General features: G+C 58.5%; 20 protein-coding genes. 5 read left to right on the top strand and 15 right to left on the bottom strand.

Annotated elements, in window-relative coordinates; all coding sequences use genetic code 11:
- Positions 1 to 67 precede the first annotated feature (67 nt).
- The 6 genes from ACSQ16_RS06455 to ACSQ16_RS06430 form a co-directional block, all read right to left on the bottom strand.
- Complete coding sequence (locus ACSQ16_RS06455) at positions 68 to 979, bottom strand: AEC family transporter (protein ID WP_243261266.1); 912 nt, start codon at positions 977 to 979, stop codon at positions 68 to 70.
- Positions 980 to 1,089: 110 nt separating this feature from the next.
- Positions 1,090 to 3,330 (bottom strand): TRAP transporter permease, encoded by a 2,241-nt coding sequence (locus tag ACSQ16_RS06450; protein WP_243261267.1) that lies wholly within the window; start codon positions 3,328 to 3,330, stop codon positions 1,090 to 1,092.
- Between the two features lie 88 nt (positions 3,331 to 3,418).
- Entirely contained in the window at positions 3,419 to 4,399 is a 981-nt protein-coding gene (locus ACSQ16_RS06445) for a TAXI family TRAP transporter solute-binding subunit (RefSeq protein ID WP_243261268.1), read from the bottom strand.
- Positions 4,400 to 4,739: 340 nt separating this feature from the next.
- Positions 4,740 to 7,823, bottom strand: a complete 3,084-nt coding sequence (locus ACSQ16_RS06440; protein WP_243261269.1) for an efflux RND transporter permease subunit — start codon at positions 7,821 to 7,823, stop codon at positions 4,740 to 4,742.
- Positions 7,816 to 8,997 (bottom strand): efflux RND transporter periplasmic adaptor subunit, encoded by a 1,182-nt coding sequence (locus ACSQ16_RS06435; RefSeq protein ID WP_243261270.1) that lies wholly within the window; start codon positions 8,995 to 8,997, stop codon positions 7,816 to 7,818. Before ACSQ16_RS06435 ends, ACSQ16_RS06440 begins: the two co-directional genes overlap by 8 nt.
- 174 nt (positions 8,998 to 9,171) lie before the next feature.
- Positions 9,172 to 10,158 (bottom strand): zinc-dependent alcohol dehydrogenase family protein, encoded by a 987-nt coding sequence (locus tag ACSQ16_RS06430; RefSeq protein WP_093928318.1) that lies wholly within the window; start codon positions 10,156 to 10,158, stop codon positions 9,172 to 9,174.
- 159 nt (positions 10,159 to 10,317) lie between these two features.
- Between ACSQ16_RS06430 and ACSQ16_RS06425 the strand changes: the two genes are divergently transcribed.
- A complete protein-coding gene (locus ACSQ16_RS06425) occupies positions 10,318 to 11,247 on the top strand; it encodes a LysR family transcriptional regulator (protein WP_243261271.1) in 930 nt (309 codons plus the stop codon).
- Here the strand turns inward: ACSQ16_RS06425 and ACSQ16_RS06420 are convergent.
- The 9 genes from ACSQ16_RS06420 to ACSQ16_RS06380 all read right to left on the bottom strand — a co-directional run bounded on the left by ACSQ16_RS06420 (position 11,244) and on the right by ACSQ16_RS06380 (position 21,853).
- Positions 11,244 to 11,939: a hypothetical protein gene (locus tag ACSQ16_RS06420; protein ID WP_243261272.1), complete on the bottom strand. Its 696-nt coding sequence runs from the start codon at positions 11,937 to 11,939 to the stop codon at positions 11,244 to 11,246. The genes ACSQ16_RS06425 and ACSQ16_RS06420 overlap by 4 nt on opposite strands.
- Positions 11,940 to 12,003: 64 nt before the next feature.
- A complete protein-coding gene (locus ACSQ16_RS06415) occupies positions 12,004 to 12,363 on the bottom strand; it encodes a response regulator transcription factor (RefSeq protein ID WP_243261273.1) in 360 nt (119 codons plus the stop codon).
- The gene (locus ACSQ16_RS06410) at positions 12,360 to 14,363 is read right to left on the bottom strand and encodes an ATP-binding protein (RefSeq protein WP_243261274.1); all 2,004 of its coding nucleotides are present in this window, start codon (positions 14,361 to 14,363) and stop codon (positions 12,360 to 12,362) included. Before ACSQ16_RS06410 ends, ACSQ16_RS06415 begins: the two co-directional genes overlap by 4 nt.
- Positions 14,350 to 15,315, bottom strand: a complete 966-nt coding sequence (locus ACSQ16_RS06405) for a response regulator (RefSeq protein WP_243261275.1) — start codon at positions 15,313 to 15,315, stop codon at positions 14,350 to 14,352. The genes ACSQ16_RS06410 and ACSQ16_RS06405 overlap by 14 nt, the downstream gene beginning before the upstream one ends.
- A gap of 4 nt (positions 15,316 to 15,319) precedes the next feature.
- Entirely contained in the window at positions 15,320 to 16,735 is a 1,416-nt protein-coding gene (locus tag ACSQ16_RS06400; RefSeq protein ID WP_243261276.1) for a hypothetical protein, read from the bottom strand.
- The gene (locus tag ACSQ16_RS06395) at positions 16,732 to 18,624 is read right to left on the bottom strand and encodes a glycosyltransferase family 2 protein (protein WP_243261277.1); all 1,893 of its coding nucleotides are present in this window, start codon (positions 18,622 to 18,624) and stop codon (positions 16,732 to 16,734) included. The genes ACSQ16_RS06400 and ACSQ16_RS06395 overlap by 4 nt, the downstream gene beginning before the upstream one ends.
- Positions 18,625 to 18,630: 6 nt before the next feature.
- On the bottom strand, positions 18,631 to 20,574 hold the full coding sequence (locus ACSQ16_RS06390) for a cellulose biosynthesis cyclic di-GMP-binding regulatory protein BcsB (RefSeq protein ID WP_243261278.1): 1,944 nt from the start codon (positions 20,572 to 20,574) through the stop codon (positions 18,631 to 18,633).
- A gap of 13 nt (positions 20,575 to 20,587) precedes the next feature.
- Entirely contained in the window at positions 20,588 to 20,923 is a 336-nt protein-coding gene (locus ACSQ16_RS06385) for an Hpt domain-containing protein (protein ID WP_243261279.1), read from the bottom strand.
- A 165-nt stretch (positions 20,924 to 21,088) separates the two neighbouring features.
- A complete protein-coding gene (locus ACSQ16_RS06380; RefSeq protein ID WP_243261280.1) occupies positions 21,089 to 21,853 on the bottom strand; it encodes a helix-turn-helix transcriptional regulator in 765 nt (254 codons plus the stop codon).
- 169 nt (positions 21,854 to 22,022) lie between these two features.
- Here ACSQ16_RS06380 and ACSQ16_RS06375 point away from each other — a divergent pair, with 169 nt between their 5' ends.
- Genes ACSQ16_RS06375 through ACSQ16_RS06360 form a run of 4 tightly spaced genes read left to right on the top strand, consistent with a single transcriptional unit; the run spans position 22,023 to position 25,847 of the window.
- A complete protein-coding gene (locus tag ACSQ16_RS06375) occupies positions 22,023 to 23,096 on the top strand; it encodes an ABC transporter ATP-binding protein (RefSeq protein WP_243261281.1) in 1,074 nt (357 codons plus the stop codon).
- Between the two features lie 3 nt (positions 23,097 to 23,099).
- The gene (locus tag ACSQ16_RS06370) at positions 23,100 to 24,011 is read left to right on the top strand and encodes an ABC transporter permease (RefSeq protein WP_243261282.1); all 912 of its coding nucleotides are present in this window, start codon (positions 23,100 to 23,102) and stop codon (positions 24,009 to 24,011) included.
- Positions 24,004 to 24,807 carry an ABC transporter permease gene (locus ACSQ16_RS06365; RefSeq protein WP_093928306.1) on the top strand — a complete coding sequence of 268 codons (804 nt, stop codon included), beginning with the start codon at positions 24,004 to 24,006 and terminating at the stop codon, positions 24,805 to 24,807. The genes ACSQ16_RS06370 and ACSQ16_RS06365 overlap by 8 nt, the downstream gene beginning before the upstream one ends.
- Before the next feature lie 20 nt (positions 24,808 to 24,827).
- Positions 24,828 to 25,847 (top strand): ABC transporter substrate-binding protein, encoded by a 1,020-nt coding sequence (locus ACSQ16_RS06360; RefSeq protein ID WP_243261283.1) that lies wholly within the window; start codon positions 24,828 to 24,830, stop codon positions 25,845 to 25,847.
- Positions 25,848 to 25,875: the final 28 nt, after the last annotated feature.

Below are 25,875 nucleotides of genomic sequence, written 5' to 3'. Positions count from 1 at the left end.
CAACATGTAAAAGATGACTCACAAAGCCCAAGTGGATCACGAATGCGTTTTTGCACAGATTCCGCGTTCAGAGTGCAGAAATGAGGCTCCCTAGATAGAGTGTTAGCGGCAGCGTGAAAAAGCTCAGCAGCGTCTGCGTGGTGATGATCGCCGCCATCAATGGCGCATCTCCCCGCATTTCACGCGCCAGCGTATAGCTGGCCACCCCGGTTGGCAGAGCCGCAAAGATCAGGGCAATTTGCAGCGTCAGCGGCGCGGGGTTCAACACCAGCGCCGCCAGAAGCACGGCCAGCGGGTTCACCAGATGTTTGCCCACAATCGACAGCCCGATGACCGAGACAGACCCCGACAGCCCGCGCAGCCGCAGATTGGCCCCCACACAAAGCAGCATGATCGGAAGGGCCGCATCGCCCAAAATCCGCGCGCTTTCGTGCAGGACCGGCACTTCGTGCAGACCGGCGAAGTTGAAAAACACACCCGCAAGGATGCCAAGGATCAGCGGGTTCTTGACCAACCCTTTGAGGATGGATTTACCGCCCCCGCCCAACTGTCGGGTCATCAGCGTTACCACAGTTACATTCACCACCGGCACCAGCAGCGCCGAGCCAAGTACCGCGATCTGTAGCCCCGCTGTACCAAAGACGGCCTCGGCAATCGCAAGGCCAATGAAGGTGTTGAACCGCGCACTGCCCTGCATCAGCGAACTGCCCTGCGGCGCGGCATAGGCCCGCCCGAACAGCCACCCACAAAGGATCGCCGCAAAGAACCCGGCATAGAGCAGCAGGGCATAGTCCCCGAGGCCCCCGCTGAGGTCTGCCGCCGAGATCTTGGCAAAGAACAGCGCGGGCATCAGCACCCAATAGACCAGCCGGTCATTCAGGTTCCAAAATTTGGTTGAGGGGATGCCGCCCCGCCGCAGGCCATAGCCCATGAGGATCAGCGCAAAGACCGGCGCGATGGCCAGAAAGATAGTGAACATATTAACCGCCCGGAAGGATCGCGCGGACCCTAGGCGGCGCTTGGCCCGGATGCAACAGGGGCAGTCGCCTCAATTGAGGGCACCCTGGCCCCGAAGGGCCGGGGCATGGGTTAATCGCTGCCGCGCACGGCGATTTGGGCGTTTGCGGCGGGGCGGAACTTCAGCTGGATGACAAAGATCAACGCCGCAATCGCGATGCCGATCAGGTCGGTCACCAAACCGCCCGCGATCATGCACAGCGCCGCAAGGACCAGACCCAACCGGATGAACCACGCGGCCAAGCTGCCCGCAAACCAGCCCTGCATGCCCGATGACAGCAGATAGACGCCAAAGATCGCTGTAACACCGGCGCGGATCACCTCGAACCATGTGCCGTCCATCAGGATTGCGCCGTTGTAGAAGAACATGAAGGGCACGATGAAGGCCGAGATGCCGATCTTGAAGGACGCCACTGAAGTCTCCATCGGGTTGGCCCCCGATATCCCTGCCGCCGCGTAACTGGCCAGCGCCACGGGCGGCGTGATGGCCGAGACCACGGCGAAGTAGAAGACAAAGAAATGCGCCGTCAGCAGCGGAATGCCCAGTTGCACCAGCCCCGGCGCCACGACCGAGGCCGCCACCGCATAGGCCGCCGTGGTCGGCATGCCCATCCCCAGCAGAATGGCGATACACATGGCAAAGAACAGGGCGAGGAATTGGCTTGCCTCCGCCAGACCCAGCAGCACGGAAGAGAAACGCGCGCCGACACCGGTCAGGCTGATGACACCCACGATGATGCCCGCACAGGCGCAGACCGCGATGATCTGGATCGACATGATCCCGGCCAAGTCAAAGGCTTTGACGATGCTGCGCGGCCCCATGCGGAAGGGCGTGAACCACGACACCACCGCCGCTGCCGCCGTCGCCAGCGTGCCCGCGCGGATGATCGAATAGCCCATGAACAGCGCATAGATCAGGATGATGATCGGAATGAACAGGAACACCCGGCGCATCATGTCCTTGAGCTTGGGCAGCTCTTCAGAACGCATCCCGCGCATGCCCAGCTTGGCCGCTTCGAAATCCACCATGAAGTAGATCGACACGAAGTAGAGCACCGCCGGGATGATCGCCGCCACGGCGATGTCGGTGTAAGGAATGCCCGTGATCTCGGCCATGATAAAGGCACCTGCCCCCATGATCGGCGGCATGATCTGCCCACCGGTCGAGGCCGCAGCCTCAACCGCGCCTGCGGTACGGGCCGGGTAGCCGACCTTTTTCATCAGCGGAATGGTCAGCGATCCGGTCGCCACCACATTCCCCGCCGAAGTGCCGTTGATCATGCCCATGAGGCCCGAGGCAAAGATCGCAACCTTTGCAGGCCCCCCGCGCGAACGTCCCGCAGCGGCAAAGGCGAAATTGACGAAGTAGTCGCCCACTTTCGAGGCCTGAAGGAAGGCCGCGAAGATGATGAACAAGATGATGTAGGTCGAAGAGACCGCCGTGGTCGGCCCGAGGATACCCGCATCGGTGTAGACTTGGCTAAAGAACCGCGTCCACTGGATGTTGGGCGCATTCAGGAAGCCCGGCAGCATATCCCCCACAAAGACGTAGATCAGGAAGATGCCCGAGATCACGATCAGCGCAAGCCCCGCAACCCGGCGCGTCAGCTCCATGATCAACGCGGTGCCTGCGACAGCGGCGATGGAAATGCCGATGGGCGCAAAGGGCGTGCCCGTCGAGTTGCGCATCAAGGTGCTGTACATGGTGATCAGATAGATCGCCACGGCGATGCCACAGACCGACAGCAACAGATCCGCGGGCGAAACCTGCCCCCGCTCACGGCCCCGAAGCCAGCCGACAACGATACCTATGGCCGTCGCCGCCACCAGCGGCAGACCATAGTGGTAAATTTCGAGGTTCTTGAACTCGGGGCTCATGCCATTCCACTGCACCCCGGAGTTGATCTGACTGGCGATGCCCCAGGCTGTCCAGATGGCATAAAGCGCAGGGATCATCGCAGCCCATGCCACGAAATCCAACGGATGACGGCCCTGCCCGGCGCCTTCGTCGACAAATCCGCGGGCGGAATAGAGCGTGAAACCAAGGATCAGCGCGCCCGCGATGTGCACGATGCGGAAGTTCCATGTCTCCATCGGGAAGGTCGGCAAAAGCGGGATGCGGATGCCGGTAAGCTCACCAATCGACATGCCGTTCAACGCGGCCATGTGAAAGAACGCATAGATGGCCGACATGGCCGCGACGACCAGATAGGTGCGCCCGGTGAATATGCGACGGTTGCTTTCTACGGGTTCGTCATCAACCCCTTCGGCGACAATCGGGCCTTGAGGGTCGGCGCTATGCTGGTCTGTCATGGAAGCTCCCTTTCCCGGCAATCATGCGGGATGATGGCAAGATGCCGCCCCGATTAGGGACGGCATGCAAGTTTGTCTAGGCGTTAGCTTAGTTGCCGTAGATCATGTCGTCAGGAATGTCGGCATTCGCGTTCTCTTTGAACCACGCCGCCGCACCGGGGTGCCATTTCAGGACTTTGTTTTTGTCCCAGTTCTCAGGCAGGGTCGACGCCGCCGCTTTATGGATGCCCGTCATACGCTCGTTATCGGACATGACCACGTCCACCGCCGCTTTCACGAAAGATTCCGGCAGATCGCAGTTGGCGATAGAGAAGTTCCACATGGAGACCGACCGCGCGTCCGCTTCCAGCGTGGTGTAGGTGCTGGCTTTGATCGCGAACTCGGATACCGGGAATTCTTCAAGCAGTTTGGCCTGCTCTTCCTCGGTGAACTCGATGATGTTCACATCGGTCTGAACTTCCAACTGGCTGACCGCTGGCACAGGTACACCGGCGGCAAAAGCGATCACGTCCAGCAGACCATCCTGCAACTGACCACCCAGATCGGTCCAACCACCGTTGCGGCGCTCATATTGCACGCCCAGCGTGTCCATCATGCGCGGGAAATAAGTGTCAGAGGTGGAGCCCGCCGGACCAAAGCCGATCTTGGCCCCTGCTGGGATGTCAGCCACGGTTTCGATGCCCGAGGACGCAAGCGCGGTCACCGAGAAAGGCGTCTGGTACATCGGGAACATCGCGCAGGCTTGGGTCATTTCCAGACCGGGTGCGATGGGGTTGGTCCCTGCCAGAGATTCCGCCGCCGGGCCCATCGTGGTCATGCCGAAGGCCGCTTCGCCGGTGTGGACCAGCGCCATGTTCTGCATCGGGCCGCCGGTGACTTCGCCGCCGCCTGTCAGACCCAGTTCTTTGGCCACGAGGTTCGCCCAGCCGGAGCCATAGGCGAAGTAAGTGCCACCTTGGCTGGCGGTGCCGACGGTAAAGCTGCTTGGCCAACCAGTTTTATCAACGTCCTGTGCGACGGCGGCGCCTGCCAGAATGGTGCTGGCGGCGAGGATTGCGGTGAATTTCATGTCTCTCTCCCTTGATTAACCTTACCGAACGTAAGCTTTTGATGCCCCGCTCGGCTGCTGTGTTCAGCTTGCCGCGCTAGTTAAATGTACTCCAACCCTCAGTGGCAAGACCGAAAATGCCACAGCTGCCCAGTTCGGGACCAAAGAAGCATTCTGCTGAAGGAATAGGTCAAAATGTCCTGAACTTTTCGGATTTTGGCGCTGCCCCAAGATCGCGGGCGGTTTGCACGGCCCTAAACGCCGACGCCCATGCACGAAAAAGGGCGAGCGCCTCACGCCACCCGCCCTTCTGCTTTGACACGCGGCCCTATTGCTCAGGATCGCGGGATTGGTCATCGCATTACGCCGCAGCCAACTCCTGCTCCAACTGCCGGGTCGGGGCGCCGGGAACCGGGGCGAGCGGTGCCAGAATTCGGTACAGCACAGGCGTCAGAAAAAGCGTGAAGACAGTGGCGAAGCCAAGCCCGCCCACGATGACCCAGCCGACGGAAATGCGCGCTTCGGCCCCGGCCCCTGTGGCTGCGATCAAAGGCACCCCACCCAACACGGTCGAAACCATGGTCATCATCACAGGCCGCAAACGCAGGCGCATGGCGCTGCGGATCGCGGCATCAACCGTGGCCCCCGCTTCGCGCAATTGGTTTGCGAATTCCACGATCAAGATGCCGTTCTTGGCCATGATGCCGACTAAAAGCACCAAACCGATCTGGCTGTAGTAGTTCAGACTGCCGCCCGTCACGGCGATTGCCACCACCGCAGCACCCAGCCCGAACGGCACGGCGAGCATGATAACGGCAGCAGAGATCAGGCTTTCAAACTGTGCCGACAGCACCAAGAGCACGATGACAAACGCAATGCCGAAGACCATATAGATGCCGCTCTCAGCTGTCTCTAAGCTGGCCGCTTCGCCGGTGAACACAAGGGTCACGCCTTCATCCAAGACATCGCGCGCCAGTTCCTCAAGCGCCGCTGCCGCCTCGCCCATGTCCACCCCGCTGGGCAGGGCCGCTTGGACCGCCACAGCGCGGTTGCCTTCCTCACGGCTGACCCGCGACAGGCCCGCCACCTGCTCAAACTGCGCCACGCTCGACAGGGGCAGAAAACTGCCCGTATCGCCGCGCAGGGACACGGTGTTGAGGTCGGCAGGATCATTAATCGGGCGGCCACCCGGCTCGACCTGTACCGTGATCTCTTCGCCGTTCAGAAACACCTCTGCGGCCTCTACCCCGGCGGTCATGGCGCTGATCGTGGCGTCGATCTCAGAAGGGGTCAGCCCATATTCCCGCGCCAGATCGGCATCAATTGTCACCTCAATCTCAGGGACATAGGCCTCTTCGCTAAGCTGCGCGCTTGAAAACAGCGCGGGCTGCGCCTGCATGGCTGCGACCAGCTTTTCAGCCTGCGCGGTCAGCAGCGCAGGGTTCGTCCCCGTCACCGCCGCCGTGAGGCCCGAGCCACCGCCCCGAATACCAAGGCTGTTGGGCGAGCGTGCAAAGACGGTGAGGCCGGTGATCGCCTGAAACTCGCGGTTTAGTTCGGCCATGATCTCTTCTTGCGAGCGGTCCCGTTCTGCCCAATCGGCAAGCTTCACGATAACAAAGGCCGATGTCCCCCCGCCAAGCCCGACGATGGATTGTACCGCCGCGACCTCACCGCTTTCGACATAGGGGGCCACCATGCTTTCGATCTGCTGCACCTGCTGATCGGTAAAGCTGGATGACACGCCCGATGGCGCACGGGCCCGAACCATGAAGGCTCCCCGGTCTTCAGTCGGGGTCAACGCACTGTTGAGCGAGCCATAGAGAGAGATTGAAAAGACCCCAAAGCACAGCGCCAGCGCAACGACCAAGATCGGCAACGCAAGCGCGCGGTCCACCAGCCAAAGCAAGCCGCGACCCAGCAGGCTGGCATCGCCCTCAGAGCCCTCCGTCACGGGTTCCCCAGTGCGGCCCGGGTCCAAAAAGGCGGCCAGCATAGGGACCAGCGTCAACGCCACGAAAGACGAGATCGTCACGCAGAAAGCCAGCACAAAGCCGAACTCAAGGAAAATGCCCCCCGCCTGCCCCGGCAGGAACGAGATCGGGATAAAGACCGCTGCCAATGTGGCCGTGGTCGAGATGACGGCGAAGAAGACCTCATTCGCCCCCTCGGCTGCCGCCGCGTACCGACCTAACCCTTCTTGCCGTTTACGCACAACGTTTTCGACCACGACAATGGCGTCATCAACGACCATGCCGGTGGCCAAGACCAAGGCCAACAGCGTGATTGTGTTGACCGAAAACCCCGCCATCCAGATCGCCGCCAATGTCCCGATCAGCGCCACCGGAATGGTCAGCGCCGGGATTAGCACTGCACGCCACGAACGCAGGAATGCGTAGAGCACCAGTACCACGATCACCACGGCCAGCAGGATTGAACTTACAACCTCGTCCAGCGCCTGTTCGACATAGATGCCGTCATCGGCCGTCGTGATCATCTGCACCCCATCGGGCATGTCCAGTTGCAAATCAGCCAAGGCGGCAGCAACGTCTTGGCTGATGGTCAGCGTATTTGCGACCGACTGGCGATAGACATTGATCGCCACAGCAGCTTGTTCATTCACCCGCGAGAAAACCGTACGGTCCACGGCAGTCAACTGCACCAATGCCACGTCGCTCAACCGGGTATTCCTGTCGATCCGCAGGCTGGCGATGTCTTCGACTAACACATCTTCTGAGGCGAGTTTCAGGGTCAGTTTCTGATCTGCACTTTCCAAAGTGCCGAGGGCCGCGCTGTTATCAAGCTGTGCCAATGCGGTGGAGACATCCTCAACCGTAAGCCCCCGCCCCGTCAGCGCGGTCATGTTCAACCGCACGAGATACTCATACTCCTGCGTGCCCGCGACCTCGACCGTGGCGATCCCGTCAATGCCACCCAATTCGGTCGCAACGCGGTCTTCGGCCAGCCGAGACAGGTCTTCAAGGCTGGCCGTGCCATAAAGGGCAACACGAATGATCGGATCGGCGTCTGCATCGTTCTTGCTAACCTCCGGCTCCAGATCATCAGGTAGTTGCCGGCTAAGCCCCGCCACGATCTCGCGCGCCTCATTCGAGGCTGTGTTGATATCCACGGATGACGACAGTTCCAGCGTGATCCGCGAACTGCCAAAGCTGGACTGGGAGGAAATTGCTTCGACCCCCTCCAGTGCGCTTAACGCATCCTCAAGCACCGCTGTGACTTCGGTATCGACCGTCTCAGGCGCGGCATTTTCATATGTGGTGCGCACCGACAAAACGGGTTGATCGACGTTGGGCATCTCACGAATATCGACGCCAAGATACGCAGCGGCACCTGCGATGATGATCAGCAGGTTCAAAACAACCGCCAAGACAGGCCGTTTGACGAACAGACTGGAAAAGCCTGCTTTGGGCGCGGGATTACTCATTTACAGAAGGCTCCTGCGCGTTGGGCCTAGGCGCTCTGCGCTTTTTGGTTTCCGCTTGGGCCAATTGCAACGTCTGGACCTGCCCACCTTCGCGCAACTTTTGCACCCCTTCGACAACGATCTGATCGCCCTCAGCCAACGTGCCATCGACCCAGACGCGATCATCCAAACGATGCCGGATGGTAACAGGCACGCGGCGTACAGTGCCCTGCTCGGCCACGAAAACAGACGCGCCCTCGCGGCTCCACGCGATCGAAAGGGCCGGGATCGCGGGCATCGCCTCTTGCTCTTCTACCAATACCACATTGGCGATCATCCCATGGCGCAGCCCGGTGACATCGCCCTGAAGCTGCGCCTCGACGTCAATAAGCCGCGTGACTGGATCAATTTCAGTATCAATCGCGGTGATCTGCGCTTTAAACACCTGCCCGATACGCGCGGGCAGCAGCACATCCACCGACAGGCCCGGCTCCAGCACGGCAACGGCCCGTTCGGGCAAGGAAAAGCCCACCTTTAGCTGCTCGGGCACACTTACGGTGGTGATCTGCGCGTTCGCGTTCAGATAGTCACCCAACCGCGCATCAATCAGGCCGACCACCCCATCAATGGGTGATCGGATGATGCGCCGATCAAGCGCCAATTCGGCGCGGTCGACTGCCACCTGCGCGAGGTCGGTCGCCGTCTGCGCCTCTTGGACCTGTACCGAGGTGACGGCCACAGACCCTGTCGCGCTTAGCCGTTCCACCCGTTCCAGCGCATTTTCCGCCTCAGCTAGCGATGCCTTCGCGCTGTTAAGATCAAGCTTTTGGGTTCGTTGCTCTAGCCGTAGCAGCGGCGCATCTGCGGTCACCCGGTCGCCCGGTGCAACCAGCAGTTCTTCGACTTGGCCGCTAGCCTCTGCCACCACCGCGACGCGTGCGGTGGATTCGATCGTGCCGACGGCCTGATATTCCAACACATAGGGGCTAAGTTCGACGGATTGCATGGTCACTGTGGCGGCGCGATTGCCACCCGGTCGCCCACCGCCCGGTCGGCCTCCACCCGGAGCCGCACCTGCGCCGCTCTCTTCCGCCGCGACCGCACCTTGGGACGGCATCAGCCGCTCCCCAAAGAGCCAATAGGTCACAGCAGCCACGGCCATTAAGCCGAGCAATAACTCCGCAATTCGCTTCATCGCAATTTCTTCCCGGTTAGCCGACTTGAAGCTGATACGCAGGGCCGGGAAATTTCCGTCGCTGAAAAATGCAGATATTTTACTTTTCTTATCTTGAGCCGAAACAGATTAGCCCCGCCGCAAGAAACTTGCAGCGAGGCTTTTGACTTGGCGCTGAGAAAGAACCGAAAAGCCTCAGACTTCGATAACCACTTTGCCCAGAGCCTTGCCGCTTTGAAGGCGCGCATAGGCGTCGCCAACCTCGGCCAGCGTGAATGTCGCGTCATCCAACAATGGCTTCACCGTGCCTGCGTCCACCAATTTGGCAAGCTTACCAAGGATGTCGCCATGCACCTCGCGGTTCACGTCATGCAGCATCGGCAGCAGCATAAAGACGATATGCAGCGATAACCCGTTAAAATGCGCAGGCGAAAGATCAATCTCAGACAAGGCGACAGTTGTGACGACATGACCGTTCAACGCAGTGGCGGCGAAAGAGTTGGTCAAATTCGCCCCGCCCACCGTGTCAAACACCGCGTCAAATCCTTTGCCATGGGTGTGGTTGGCGACGTAATCTTCGATCTTTTCATCCATGAAATCGATGGGCCATGCGCCATAACCGCCGATCACCGAAAGCTGGTCATCCCCGGTGCCGGTTGCGGAAACATCCGCCCCCAGATGCCGCGCCAGTTGCACGGCCAGATGACCAACACCGCCCGCGCCACCTTGCACGAGAACCTTTTGATCTGCCGAGACACCGGCGCGCTGCAACCCTTCCCAAGCGGTGATGCCAACCAGCGGCAGAGCGGCGGCCTCCCGCATCGATAGAGTTTTTGGTTTATGGGCGATCAAACGCGCATCGGCCCGCATGAATTCGGCCAGCGCACCTTGCAGATCGGCCAAGCCGCCCGCGCAGCCATAAACTTCGTCACCGACGGCGAAACCTGTGACGCCTTCGCCGACCTCTTCGATCACACCAGCAAAATCCATGCCTAGCACGGCAGGTAGATCGGGCGACAACGGCAGGTCTTTGCCTGCCCCTTTGATCATCGTGTCGATGGTATTCACGCTTGTCGCTTTGACGCGCAGCACCACATGGCCGGGGGTGACCAAGGGACGTGGCAGTTCGGCTTCGACAAATGGCGCATCGGCACCGTAGCTTGTTAGAGTCATGGACTTCATGGGGGTCTCTCCCGTTAAGTATTGCGTTGAGAACGATATAGAACAGCCCTCAGCCCCAGATAATTAGGCCAATTGTGAGTTCAGTTTCTTTACATTGAATATAATGCCGACCGCGGTAGTGTAGCAAAGGCCGTTAACCGCTTTGAGGATACGATCCCTATGGACACCGACAACCTGCGCCTTTTTGTGATGGCCGCTGAATTGCTCAACATCTCCGCTGCCGGTCGCGCCTTGGGCATTGCGCCCGCCGTGGCCAGCGCACGGCTTGCCAAACTAGAGCAAGAGTTGGGGGTCGAGCTTTTGCGGCGCACCACGCGGAAGGTCTCACTCTCGCTTGATGGGTCGGATTTCCTGCCCTACGCGCGGGAAATTCTGGCGCAGTCCGATGCAGCGCGGGCCATTCTTGGCGGTACAAAAGCAGGGCCGAAAGGCATTTTGCGTTTCGCGGCCCCCAGTAGCTTTGCCCAGCGTCATATCATGCCGCTTTTGCCGAAATTTCACGAGACCTACCCCGAGCTGACATTAGATCTGCGCCTGTCCGACACCCGGTTTGACGCCATCGAAGGTAGCTTTGACCTTGCCCTGCGCAGCGCGCCTTTGACCGACAGCAGCCTGCGGGGCCGCAAGCTGGCCGACGACACCCGCGTTCTTTGTGCGGCGCCGTCTTATGTGGAAACCCACGGGATGCCCAAAACCCCTGCCGAACTGGAAAACCATCAGTTCATCGCATGGAGCGACCTTGAGCCGCGCCCTTTAATCGGACCGGGCGGCGAGGCTGCTACGTTGAATCCCAGCGACATGATCTGTCGTGCCATTTTGGATGATGGGGATGCGCAGCGCGAGGCGACGGTCGCGGGGGCCGGAATATCCATCAATTCACTGTGGAGCGTGTCGGAGGAGCTCGCATCGGGACGGTTGGTCCGGCTTCTTCCGGGCTGGCGGATGAATGACCATTCAGTGCTTTGGCTGGTCTACCCGCGCTCTAATGTGCTGACCCCGAAAACACGGTTTTTCATCGATTTTCTGATCGCAAACCTAGGCAACCGGCCCGATTGGCGTGATCATGCAGGCAGCGCCGCGCCCGCTTAGAAACTATGCCAAACCCCAAGCTTCATCTTGGTCACGGACTCGGTGAATTCATGCGAAAGGCCGAACTCTAGAAAACTGTTCTCAGAAACTTTGACCACATGCGAGGGCACGAAAGCCAACGTTTCATCGCCATCAGAGGGGGCCGCGAACTCCAGCTTGAAAATCGACAGGTTTCCATTGGCGTGGTTGATGCCAAAGGTGCTGTCGATTTTGCCCAGACTGCCGCCGTCTTCATACAGCGCATATGTGCTTTCGACCCCAAGCCAACCGTTGCCCCACGCCCCCTCAACCGGGCGCCCCCAAGAGAAGCCGGGCCGTAACGTTGCGACCGCGCTGCTGTCGCGTTCAGCCCAGCCAAGCCCCAGTTCGACGGCAAAGACATCATCGCCGTCCGTCAGTTCCACAGGATAGCGCAGAAAGGCGATGGCGTTGACTTGCCCGGCATCTTGGCTTTTGCCGATGTCCAAGCCGAATGTCAGTTTTTCGGTCAGGCCATATTCATAATAAAACGAACCGAAATCACCGAAGTCGGGGCCATCGACGGTCGATTCATATGAAAGGGTCATAAAGCTTTTGTCTTCGCCCCGCGGCCAAGCAGCAGATGCCACCTCATTCCCCGCCAGAGCCAGTGCCGCGAACGCCGCAGAAAACACAACACCCGCGCTGACCCGCGCGCTGGATGGAGAAGGCATATTTATTGTTCTAGACATAATAAATCCCGCGTTTTCAGGGCCGCTTGGGGCTGGGCGATCAGTGTTAGGCGATAGACCGTAGATATTCTGCCAGCTTGAGCGGCTTGAACGGTTTATGCAGGATATGGTCCGCGCCGAGTGCGCGAAACTTCTTCTCAGATTCATGCGATGTCTTGGCCGTGCACATAACGATTTTGGTATCATCCAAATCAGCGTTGGCCCGCGCACAGCGCAACACCTCCATCCCGTCGGGGGGCGGCATCATGACATCCAGCATGATCACGTCAAACGCTTGGGTTTCCATCGTTGCAATCGCGTCAAATCCCGTGGCCGCGAATGTAGGCTCGATGTCATCTTCGGTCATCAGCGCAAACTCAATGAGTTCACGGATGTCATCCTCATCATCGACAAATAGAACTCTCATACGGGCGTTCCTTTTGTAGGTGCGGTGTCATCGTCGCGGGGCAAACGCACAAAGAATGTGGTGCCGGGATTTTCATCCCCGTCTTCGGCGGACCGCGTTTGAAAGCTGATATCGCCCCCTTGTCGCACCACCAACTCCCGCGTGATGGCCAGCCCAAGCCCTGTTCCACTCGCTTGGTTGTCGCGGGAATGGACGGGGTCCGCAAACCTTTTAAACATACGATCATGCGCGGACCTAGGAATACCCGGGCCGGAGTCGCAGACATAGAACGTGACCGCGTCTTCGTCCAGATCAGCACCAATTTTCACTGTCCCGCCGCGCGGCGTATATTTAACCGCATTGGAAATCAGGTTCGAAAACACCTGCTGCATCCGAACCGTGTCAACTTGGACATAGGCGGCATCGGATGCGTTAGGACCACCATGGATGCCAAGCTGAACATCGCGGTTCACCCCATAGCCCGTATTGGCTGCAATCGCCTCTGACAGCACTTCTGACACCGAAACCCGCTCTTTTTGTATGCTTAGCTGCTGTTGGTCGATCGCCTGAAGCGTCAGGATGTCATTGACCAACACCAGCAAACGATCCGCATTGCGGGTCGCCATCGACAACAGCTTGCCCGCATTCGCAGGCATCGCCTCGCCAAACCGTTCGTGCAGAATCTCAAGCGATCCGGCCAACGACGTAAGCGGCGTGCGCAATTCATGGTTGACCGAGGTTACAAAGGCCGTTCGCGCCGCCACGAGACGTTCCTCGGCCGAGATATCTTGAAGCACGTTATAGGCGATGTAATCTCCGTGCAGATGCATCTTCATCACTCGGCATTGCACCGCCACGCTTTCATTCTCGGCGTTGCGGACATGAATGCGGTGTATCGCCACCTCTTCGTCCATCTGCGAGAAAGGCGGGATCATGCTGCGCAGCTGTTCAACAGCTTTGATATTCGAAGAAACCCCCATGAGTTCCCGCGCCTTGCGGTTGGAGCGGTGCAGCTTGTTGTTGTCGTTGTAAACGATGATCCCGTCACCGACGTTCTCAAAAATAGCATCAAATTCGCTCTGAGCGACGCGAATTCGCTCACGGTCGCGCTCAGAGTTGCGCAGCGCTTGCGCTAATTTTGTCGATTGAGCACGGGCGCGGATCGCTGCGTTGATGACTGTCAGAAACAAAATTGTTGCAAGGCCAGTAAAGACCAAGGTGCGCTGCCAGAAGCTGCGCAAAACCGCCTCTTTGCTGCGGGTCACGTCAATGTAAAGGTCAAGCGCAGGGATTTCCTTGCGTGCGCTAAACACAGGCGTATCGGGATCACGCTGCGCCCGGCCCGATGAAAAGGCACGTTCTCCATTGGCGGTGACAACCTCGACAAACATGTCTTCCTGAACCCCATCAGCTGCAAGAAGTTCCGCGTAATAGTCCTCACCCAGCGAAGAGGCCAATACCCCCCGCACTTTTCCGTCGATGCCAATCAAGGGCCATGCAATAGGCGTTATGCGACGGCCAGTTGCGCGTGATTGAATAGGCACTCCGACGGTATAGTCATCAACGCCAAGCCCAACCGCAGTCTGAAAATAAGCGCGATCCCCAAGGTACTGGCCCAGCAATGGTTCGACTGTGGCCCAAAGCACAACACCATCAGCGCCAATCAGAACGAGCGCATCAACCTGTTGAATTTCCTCTACGGCTGAATTCATCAGCGCGCCATATTGGGCTTCAAACTGGTCAGGATCATCCAGCATCGCCGTCGACAGTTCATCGATCAGCCCCCACATCCGCACATTCGCAACCGACAGGGTGGCATCAACGGCCTGCTCATAGAGCTCCGCAAAATGCTCAAGCTCCACTTCCGCGCGGGTGGTCGCACGGTTGTAGTCAGACCACGTCAGAAACGCGAGCCCGATGAAATACAGTACAACGACCGTAGAGATCAGACCCCAGAAAAGAGTTTGTGCACTCGAAGACGTTTCCGCCTCGTCTTTGTTTGCGAGCTCAGTGCTGACCATTCTCTTGTAGGTGTCCTATGTCGGTGGAGGCGAAAGAGATCATTCCCGGCGCGCCCGTTTTTCCCGCACTCTCTACGCCTTGAATTCCCTGCGCAAGCGAGGAGGCCACGGCCGCATCGGAGGGCGGAACAATGCAGGCACTGACGGTCAATCGACGGGATGTCCAGCCTTCTTTGACGGTGGCCGACGCCGCTGCCACTTGTTTGATAAACTGTTGCGCGCGCTGCTCAAGCTGGGCACGATCTGAGTGGAGCGTACCCAAGACAAAAAGATCGTCTTCCCAATGGGCTAGACTGTCCTGCGCGGGAATATCGACTTTGCCGAACAGCCCTGCCACAAGACGCTGAAGCTCTTTTCGTTGCACCCGCGCCGCGTCAGATTGGTCACGGTCACCGTCGATCCTGAAAACAATCAGACCAAGTTCTTTTTGCATGGCCGGTGACAGCGCCATAAGATTGGCTTGGAACCCAGCTTTGCTGCCCAACATGCTTGGCACAGTGGCCTCAAAGATTGCTTGCGCAGAACGGCGGCGGGCACCGCGTGTTTCATCAGATCGGCGGCGGTCCAACTCGGATTTCAGGCGCAGACAGCTGCGCATGCGGGCCTGAAGCTCAATCCTGTTGAAAGGTTTCGTGACATAGTCATTGGCCCCCGCAAGAAAGGCCTCAGAAAGCGATCCCATATCTGTCCGGCTGGTCAGCATAATGATCGGCACGTCGCTCCATTTTTCCAAAGCACGGATACGGGCGCATAACTCGATACCATCGATATCGGGCATCATAATGTCCATGAGGATCAGATCGGCAGTCGCCTCACCGCGTTCAATAGCGCTGAGCGCGACACGCGGGTCAACGAAGCTAACGACGTCCTCAAACCCAAGCTCTGCGAGGGTCGCGCTGATAAAATCCTGCGCAATGTCAGAGTCGTCAACTGCGATAATTCGTTGGCTCATACTATTAATTCCACTCGTTACTTCTTTCGAAAACCCGCCACTCGCTGTTTTCAAAAACCTCCCCATATCCCGGCAGCTTAGATTGCTTTAGCTGCGGGAATCTACGCAGAATTCTGTCTGCTGTGGCCTGCCCCTCTGCCTGCCGCGGTACCACGATGTACCTTGTCCGCGGCACGCCCCCTTCTAGCGCCCAGTCGTAAGATGGTTGCCCAGCGATCACCAATTGGTCAACGCTACCAAACCCGATGACGATTTCGGGATTTTTTTCGACGTCTACCATAATTTCTGACTTGTCGCGCAAGAATGAAATGACCTCTCGGTCCGGTCTCGACGCTGCGTTCTCAATTCCGACCATCGCTCTAGCCCAATTGCGGGTTTCGTCATGGGCAACGTAGCGCGTGACCAGCACGGATGACACCAGCGAGAAAGACAACAGAGCAATAGCAATTGGTTCACGCAGGGACAGGTTCGGCCAGAAACGGATCGCCGCGACCAGAACGCCCAGCATGGGCGCAATCGCCATCGCCGGATCCCCTTCGACATGGAAGAATGTATTGAGAGTATACCCCCCAAGTACCGCGCCCACGGCGGCCAGCAACGGCATAAACAGCCGTGGCATCAGGATGTTGCGCAATATCGCAACCAGCGCCGCAGGACAAAGTCCCAGCAGCACGATCATATGTTGCGAAGAAGTAAGTGGCACCACCGTCTCTGACAAAAGCGGAACAAGGCGGCTGTCGAAGATCAGACTGACAAACATCAATGACCCCACAGCCGCAGCCACAGGGTAGAACATCGCGACAAGATATCCCGTCGACGAGGCGGCAATCATGCTGGGCCGCGCTGCCACGATCATGAAGGGCATCGCCCCAAGGCACAGCATCAGGCCGAAACTATCCGACAAGGCGACAACCAGCAGCCCCACTGCCACTTTCATCATATCGGGTGCATTGCCGGTCAGGCGTAGATTGACGATCCCTCGCGCAAAAAGCCATGTGCCCAAGATGCAGAACATCATCTCTGGCCCATCGGCTAATGCACGCAGAAAGAATGGATTCAGCGCCAAAAGCAGCACTAAAATGGCCGAGGTAAAGCCCGAGAAACGCCCCGTATCCCGCAGGTTTAGAAACCACAGAACCAAAAGCCCCGCGCCCACCAAAGCGGATAGGACAAAAGGCACGGGCACCTGCGTGCCCGTCAAAAGCGCCTGCCCCAAAAGGGAAAGCGCATAGGGCACAGGAGGATAAAAGGCATCGGTCGCTTTGAACTGCGCCGGGCCTTCGATTTGTACGACGGACTTGGCCCAAAGGTCCGTCACGTCCATCGAGACAAAACCATTTGCCTCGGTCCAGCCGAGACTGAGCAGCAGCACCAATGTCAGCGCGACAAAGCCAACAGACCAAGAGGCGGCGCGGATCACTGCGCGGCCTCCGTCGCTTCGGCACTGGCTTCGGCGACCTCATTGGCCGTGTGTTTTGACAGGCCGTGCTGCGTTTTTTCCCAGTAGAACGGGTTGAAGATCAGTTGCGACAGCGCCTTGTAGGAGGCCACAGTCATCAGCACCCAATACCCCACGACGGTGATCCCCCAAGGCGCCAGATCGGTCCACCTGCGCCTGAAGGGCGCGACCATGGTGAGGTAGATCAACAGCCCGTTGCCCGCCAAGAGGTTCACCAGCGAAAGATACAGCACCGGTAGCGGGAAATAGGGAGAGATGACTTCGGTCCCAAAAATCAGCCAAATGGCAAAGATCGACCAGAACACCGGATTCAGGAGGCCCGACAGCACCGTGCCGCCGATGAAGAAGATAAAGCCAAAGATCCCTGCGGTGCCGACTGACTGCCACAGATGGATCGGCCTGCGGCTGTGGACGAGGAAGGTCTGCATATAGCCTTTGATCCAGCGCGAGCGTTGGCGCACCCAGTTCGGGATCGAGACATTGGCCTCTTCAAAGGTCGTGGAATCGATGACGCCGACGCGGTAGCCCTTTTGCGTCAGACGAATGCCCAGATCGGCATCCTCGGTCACGTTGAAGGGATCCCATGCGTTCAACTCGCGCAGCACGTCCATGCGGAAGTGGTTCGAGGTGCCGCCCAGCGGAATAGGCACGCCCAAACGCTCCAGCCCCGGCAGCATCAGGTCGAACCACAGCGAATAGTCCAGCGTGAACATCCGTGTCAGCCAGTTTTCCCGGGCGTTGTAATAGTTCAACCGGCACTGGATACAGGCGGTATTGGGCGCGGATTGGTTGAAGGCGGCGATGACCTTTTTTAACTGATCCGGTTCGGGCTTATCCTCGGCGTCAAAGATCACGAGAAAATCGCCCTGCGCATAGCGCAGTGCAAAGTTACAGGCCTTTGGCTTGGTCTGCGGATGGGAGGCCGGGACGCGGATAATCTCAAACACGCCTTCAAGGTCGAGCTTGCGGGCCGCGTCAATCGTCTCGTGATCGCCCTCTTCCAGCACGATCTTGATGTCGAGCTTGGCCAGCGGGTAGTCGAGGTTGCGCAGCGCTTGGGCAAGGATCGGCAGCACTTCGGGCTCGCGGAACATCGGCACCAGCACGGTATAGATGGGCAGGTCTTCGTCGCGCAGCAGCGATGCCTCAGCCGCAATGGCCCGTGATGACGTTTCCTGCGCCGCGCCGCCCAGCCAAACCAACAGCGCTTTGAACAGGAAGTTGCCCGTGTAGAAGATCGTCAAAAAGACGTTCAGCACGATCAGCGTCGCCACGGGCGCAAAGGCCAGCCCCAGCAACAGTGCCGAGACCAAGAGGTAAATCACCAAGATTTGCGGCGGGGTCACGACATTCTGCGCCGACATATCCGGGTCCAGCTCTGCCAAGGCAAAGACCGCTTCGTGGGAATGTTTCTCGCGGAAGGCGCGTTGTAACTGCCATGACACATCGAAATGCGAGGCCACGACGATGGTCACACCGGTGCCGTAAACCTCGCGGATGTGCAACACCGTGCGCGGGCCGGGGCGTGAGGTGGCGACCGTCAGCGTGCCATCCTCTGCCCGGCCAATCGGCACCGTCATATATTGGTTCATCACCACCGGATCATACTGACGGATCAGATCATCATCGGCCCGGTCTTCGATCAGATCGACCAGCGTCAGCCCGTGGTAAAAGGCAATCTCGCGGTAGAGGTCATGCGCCGTCAGCCACCGCCGCGACAGAAGAACCTTAACCAACGAGACATTCCAGTCTTCGGCCAGATCCTCTGCTGCGTCGAGTTGTTCGACCGTCAGCGCGCCACGGTCAAGCAGCAGCGAACCAATGGCTTCGCTTTCGGCATCCAACGCCATGGTGACTTACGTCTCGTCCCGGCCGCGTCTTGCACGGTAGACACGCTGGAATACGATCAGCACAAGCAGCGTCACCAGCACCCAAATGCCCCCAACGATCCAAGGGCGATACTTGGCCAGCATCTGCGCAAAGCTGGTGCGGTCAGGATAGACGACGTCAACCAGTGGGCTGCGGTCGGTGGCAGTGGCAAGGATCACCCCCTGCTGCCCGATCAGGGCCAGATCGCCCCGGTCCAGCACCATGGGCATCTGCGGTGTAAGCTCTGGCGCGGGGCCGTTGCCCGGGCGCAGCCACAGGCCGCGCGTCTCACCGCGGGTAACGATCTGCACCACGCCAAGGCGCGACAGGTCTTCACCTGAATAGATCAGGTTGTCTTGGGTATCGCGAACCTCGATCCGGCCTTGATCAAAGGTAATAAGCGGCTCCCCATCGCCGGGGTTTTGGTCAGAGATCACGAAGAACGGGTCATTCGTTTCCAGCGCGTCGATCGAAGGACGCGGCAAAATGGACGCGCGGTCTGGGATGACGCTGCCAGCAACACCTGCGAGCCATGGCAAGACCTGCTCGAAATCAAGCGACAGCTCAGGGTCAAGCACGACCTGAACGCCATCGCCAAACTCTTGCCTGAGCGAGAAAAAATCTCGGTCCTGTGGCTCTGCATCGGAAAGCACCAGCGCGCTGCCGGGAAGGATCTGCGCCGGGTAGCCCTGAGGTTTGAACCGGCATTCGCCGCCCGTGGGCTGACGCTGGATCGACACGCGCAGCAAGTTATCGCGGCCCAAAAGCCCTTTGGGAACCGAAAAGCTCAACTGCTCTGGCTGGCCACTGCCAAGCGGGCGGTTGCCCAAGAGTGAATCGTTGAGGAAGACCGACGCCGTAGCCCCCCGCCCTTCGGGGTCGAGTGCGGCAGCGATTTGCAGGCTTACACCGGAAACGGCCTTTCCAACCGGCAGGTCAGAGGATTGGAACGGGATCAAGAAATCTTCGGTCGATACCACCGCACGGGGGTTTAGATCGGCGTTCAACCCGGCAAGCGGCAGACGGTTGTCAAACAGGACCGGTCCCTCGGCCACCTCTACCACCGTTGCATCGCTGTTCGACAGGGCCGACCATTCCGAAACCATTTGCCACAGCCCCACCTGCGGATCACTGCCACGCAGGTTCAGCACGGGCATGCCCGACTGGCTGTCGACAGTCATCTCGCTGGCCGCCCCCGAAGAGGTCACGTCAAGCTGGATAACCCCTTCAGACCATGTGCCTGCGGCATTGGCCTCTGCCGGGCCGAAACGCAAGCGCCCTGCTTCAGCGTCAAAAAGCGCGGCGGCGCGGGTCGCTGCGGCCAAGGCCGCCAAAGAGTCGCTGCCGTTGATGGCAAGGCGCGTATCTGCTGGGCGCAGGCCTGCAAAGGCTGTCGAAGTGTCGACCGCCGCTTGATCCAGTTGCAACGTGACAGACGACGACGCGGCGATCTCAAGAAAATCACCTGAGGCGCGTTCATCAACACAGACACGATCACTGAACGCGCCGGAATAGGAAAGGCCAACCGCGATGAAGCCACCTGATACATCTTCGGGGCGCAGTGGTACCGGCACGCTAAGACGCCCTGCCCCATCTGGCAAAGCTTGGGATGACACCGGTCGGCCGCCGACAGAAACCTGCAAATAGCGATCCACCTCAGCGGTTGAGGCGTGATTAAGCTCCAGCTCCAAAGTGCCCGAATTCAAGGCCCCCGCTTCGGGTAGCGGGATAAAGATGGTCGCATTTCCCGACAATTGGCGGAACGAAAGGCCGTCCTGAAACCCAAGCTCCGTCAGATCGAATTCGCGCGAAATCAGCCCCTCTTGGGCCTGAGGTGCCGTTACGCTTGCCCCCTCATCAGTAGCAGTCGTCTGGGCGTGTACGTGAAACGGCAGCAGGGCCGCCAATAGACCGATTGCGGGATACTTCATGGGGGAGGCTTTCTTATATCTTTACAACGACGTCATTGGCATCGGCTAAGGCGGTTTCAATTATACGAACCTCATCTGCTGACAAGGTAGAACCATTATTATCAGCGTCTTCCGCTACGTGCAGCCCCTTGCGTAGGCAATCTTCAATTTCGGTGTATTCGAGCATCGCTGCGTTTCCAGCCAGATCATGCAGCATACGATGAATTTTGCGCACTTTCCTCTCTGATGGGTCAGCATCTTCCGCTTCGCGCAGCGTGTCGGAAATGGCTTGCGTTCGCGCTGGCAGCCCTTCGATAAAGCGCTTTCGTGTCGCCGCAACGCGTTGTTCATATGTCTCAGATGGTGCCACAGACTGTCCTTCTTGCTTGCCCGAAAAGGAACAAAAATAGCCAACCTGATTTAAATGTCAGAAAGCTGTCAAAATTGTGGCACAACACAGCATTTCTTACGATTTTCACAGAAAACGAAGGGAATTCTCCCGATCCAATTTAGGCGGACCCTGCGCTGCCGCAGGTCACAAAAGATGTTTGAACAAACCAAAGAGGTCACGCTGGGACGAGATGTTAAGTTTGCGGTATAGGTTGCGGCGATGCACCTTGCAGGTCTCTGTCGCGATTTCCAACGTCTTGGCGGCAGAACCGTTGGAGTGCCCCTGCAAAACTAGCCCCGCAATCTGCGCCTCGCGGGCGGTCAGGGCAAATTGCAGCACGTGCTTGGCGTAGTTTCGGATCAAATCAGCCAAAGGCGGGCGGGCGACAACCAGCCCGTCCTGCGCCGCCGGGGAGATTTTGTTGCAATGCTGCGTCAACAACTCCAGTAACAGCGGGGCATACTTGCGCAAATACCGTAACTCTGCCCGGCGAAACGGCCCTTGGGCATCGCGGCGGCTCATAGATAGATGCGCCACCCCACCCCGCGCCACCGGGGCCAGCAGCCCAACCTCATCACACAGCCCCGACCCCCGATAATATTGCAGGTAATACTCACTGGAGAAGAACCTGTCCGGCGCGACCTCCGACAGACGAAAGACGCCGCCGCCCTCAACACGGTCCCGATACTGAAAAAACGGGTCAAAGGCATAGGTGCTTTCCAGATACTCAGCCAGGGCCGTGGGGCGCAGGCGGCCGGGCTCGATCCAATGGTCCAACAAGCTGGGCGGCTGACCGGGATCAAAGCGCATCATCAGAAAGGTGCCAAAGGCCACCCGCGCGCGAAACAGCGCTTGATAGACGTCAAAAAAGGCCGGGGTGCCGACCGCCTGCATGGCGTCGCGGAGCAAGGAAACCTCGCTTATTGTCAGATTATCGCTCAAAAAATACTCACATTTCGGGTAATATGGTCAAATTTACTACCCCAGTGGGGGTATATATTGTCACGCCCATTGCCGCAATCATGCGGGTATGCGCTTGTTTGATCAAATATCGCAGGCCGAACTGACAGGGGGTTCAATGACCAAGGCAATCACCGCACAATCACTGCGCAAGGTATATCCCGGCAATCCGCCGGTAGAAGCATTGGCAAGTATTGACGTTGAGATTCAGGACAATGAATTTTTCACGCTGCTAGGGCCATCAGGCTGTGGAAAAACGACTCTGCTGAGGCTGATCGCGGGGTTTGAGCATCCGACCTCAGGCAAGCTGGACATGTTTGGGGAAAGCTTGCTTGACGCGCCCCCTTACAAACGCCCGATCAATACTGTCTTTCAAAACTACGCGCTTTTCCCGCATATGACCGTGGCGGAAAACATCGCTTTTGGGCTGCAAATGCTTGGCACACCCAAAGCATCTGTCAAAGCGACAGTGGGCGAGATGATGGAACTGGTGCAGATGTCTCATCTCGCCGACCGTCAGACCGGGCAAATCTCTGGCGGGCAGCAACAGCGTGTGGCGCTGGCCCGCGCCTTGGCTCCCCGCCCCAAAATCCTATTGCTGGATGAACCGCTCAGCGCGCTGGATTTTAAGCTGCGCAAACAGATGCAGTTAGAGTTGAAGCGCCTGCAGACTGAAACCGGCATCACCTTTATCTTTGTGACCCATGACCAAGAAGAAGCACTGACCATGTCAGACCGGATCGCGGTCATGTCGAACGGTGCCATTCGTCAGATTGGCCGCCCCCGCGAGATTTATGATCGCCCCGCTGATCGTTTCGTCGCTGATTTCATTGGTGATACGAATTTCCTACCGGCCGAGGTGATCTCTAACAGCGGCGAGGTCACGCGTCTGCGTCTCTCCTCGGGGCAAGAGGTTGATGCACACGCGCGCGATGGGGCCCAAGGCAAGGTCACGTTGGCCCTGCGACCAGAGCACGCTGAGTTGACCGACGATGGCGCGGGGTTGCTTGCCGGGACGTTGCGCGAAGTTGTCTATTTTGGGACCGATACGCATTTCCATGTCACCCTCGACGATGGCAGCGATTTTGTCCTGCGGCGCCAAAATTCCCCCGCCGATGGCAATGATTTTGCAACCGGTGATCGGGTCGGGCTGACCTTCCCCGCCGGGGCCGCCCAAGTGTTGAGGGATTAAGCCATGGCAGAGCTATCCAACACCGTCTCGCAACGCGCTGCACGCAACCGCTGGCTGCTGCTGACCCCGGCGCTGATCATCCTGATCTTTGCCGCCAGTGGCCCACTGCTCATTACGCTGTTCTATTCCTTCCTCACCCCCGGCGATTACGGCGGCGTGGAGTGGAAATTTTCGACCGACGCATGGTTTGGCGTCTTGATGCAGCGCGACATTTTTGATGACACGCTCGGCTGGTCGGATGCGCATCTCAGCATTCTGTGGCGGTCGGTCAAACTGTCCGTCCTGACCACAATCGCCTGTCTCTTCTTTGGCTTTCCGACGGCCTATTTCATCGCGACACGGCCCAAGAAACAGCGCGAATTCTGGATGCTGCTGATCATCATCCCGTTCTGGACAAACTTGCTGATCCGCACCTTTGCCATTCTGGAGTTGATCCGCAACGAGGGCACGATCAACACTGTGCTGATGGCTCTGGGCATCATTGATGAGCCGATCCAGATGCTATTCACTGAGTTCTCGATCATCCTTGGCATGGTCTATGTCTATCTGCCGCTGATGGTCTTGCCGATCTATGCTTCACTTGAGCGGTTGGACTTCCGGTTCGTTGAGGCGGGGTATGATCTTTATGCGACTCGGTTCAACGTGCTGCGCCGGGTGATCCTGCCACTGGTCAAACCGGGGGTGATCGCGGGGTCAATCCTCGTGCTGGTGCCGTCGCTGGGTGCCTATGTGACACCGCGCGTCATGGGCGGTGGCAACCAGTTGATGCTGGGCAATCTGATTGAATTGCAGTTCGGACAGGGACGCAACTGGCCTTTGGGCGCTGCGCTGTCGATCACCCTGCTGGCGATCGTGATGGTGGCCCTTCTGGCCTATGTCCGCGCCGCGGGGAATGAGGAGGTGAAACATGGCTAAACGCGGTTTTGACATTCGCAAGCTCAGGGGTTTTTCCGGCATCGCCATGACCTGCTTCGTCATGCTTTACATGCCCATCGTGCTCTTGGTGGTCTATTCCTTCAACGCAGGCACTTCCGTCGCGATTTGGGAGGGGTTCTCTTGGCGCTGGTATGTCTCGGCTTGGGACAATGAGATGGTGCAAGAGGCGACGGTGCGCAGCTTGATTATCGCGCTGTCTGCTGCCGCCATCGCGACGACGGCCGCGGTTCTTGCGGCACTCGCCACCACCCGCAACCGCAAATTCCGTGGGCAAACCGCGATCTTTGCGCTGATCCACCAACCTCTCATGGTGCCCGAGATTGTGACAGCCGTGGCGCTGCTTATCTTCTTTGCCACGATCAAGGTCGCCACCGGCTACACCGGTCTGATGTATCTGATCATCGCGCATTCGGCCTTTTGCATCCCTTTCGCCTACCTGCCGATCCGCGCACGGTTACAGGGGATGGACCTCAGCCTCGAGCAAGCCGCAGCCGATCTTTACGCCACACCCTTTCAAGTCTTTCGCCGGGTGACACTGCCGCAACTTTGGCCGGGCATCCTTGCCGGGGCGATGCTGGCATTCGTCATCAGCCTTGATGATGTGGTGATAACCGAGTTTGTTAAATCCGCCGGGCAGGATACGCTGCCAACTTACATGCTGGGCCAATTACGGCGGGTGGTGACGCCAGAGATCAACGCGATTTCGACCGTATTGTTGATGATCTCTGTCTTGATGGTGATCGCCTATACCCTGCTCAGCAGAACCAAAAAATAATCAACCAAAGGGAGCTTAAGATGAAAAAGACACTGACAGCGATCGGCCTTATCCTTGCCGGGCCAGCCTTGGCCGAAGGGGAGCTGAACCTCTACAACTGGGGCAATTACACCAGCCCGGAAATGATCGAGAAGTTCGAGAAAGAGACCGGCATCAAGGTCACCATCACCGACTATGACAGCAACGACACCGCACTGGCCAAGATCAAGGCGGGTGGTCATGGCTTTGACATCGTTGTGCCCTCAGGCACCTATGTGCCGATCTTCATCGGTGAAGGGCTGCTGATGGAGAGCAAGCCTAACGAGATGGAGAACTTCAAAAACATGGACCCGCAGTGGGTTGATGTCGAATTCGATCCGGGCCGCAATTACACCGTGCCGTGGCAGTGGGGCACCGTTGGTGTGACAGTCAATACCGCAGTTTATAGCGGTGACATCAACACCGCCGCCGTGATCTTTGACCCGCCTGAAGAGTTGAAAGGCAAGATCAACGTGGTGCCGGAAATGAACGACGTCATGGGCATGGCGATCCACTATGCGGGCGGCGATCAATGCACCGCCGACAAAGAGGTCTTGAAAGAGGTCCGCGACATCCTGCGCGCGGCCAAGCCGAACTGGCTGTCGATGGACTATGGCAACATCGAGAAATACGCCAAGGGTGACCTCGCCGCCGGGGTGAACTGGAACGGCGCGTCCTTCCGGGCACGCAACCAGAACGAAGACATCGCCTTTGGTTACCCGCAAGAAGGCTACCCCGTCTGGATGGACAATGCGGCAATCCTTGCCGATGCGACCAATGTGGAAGAGGCGAAAACCTTCCTCAATTTCGTGATGGACCCGGAAAACGCTGCGATGCTGTCTGAGTTCGCGCGCTATGCGAACGGCATCAAAGGCTCGGAAGAGTTCATGCCCGAAGACATGAAAAACGCGCCCGAGGTTGTGGTTCCGGAGGAGCTGAAGGCTGCTGCCTACGTCGCCAAGGTCTGCCCACCCGAGGCGCAAAAGCTCTACACCGCGATCTGGACTGACCTTCAGAAGTAATCGCGTCACACGGGTGCAGGCGGTCTTC

The sequence above is a fragment of the Sulfitobacter sp. SH24 genome (assembly GCF_965641895.1).
Taxonomy (GTDB): domain Bacteria; phylum Pseudomonadota; class Alphaproteobacteria; order Rhodobacterales; family Rhodobacteraceae; genus Sulfitobacter; species Sulfitobacter dubius.
Note: the sequence above shows the minus strand (reverse complement) of the source record. Positions and strands in the feature narration are given on the sequence as shown.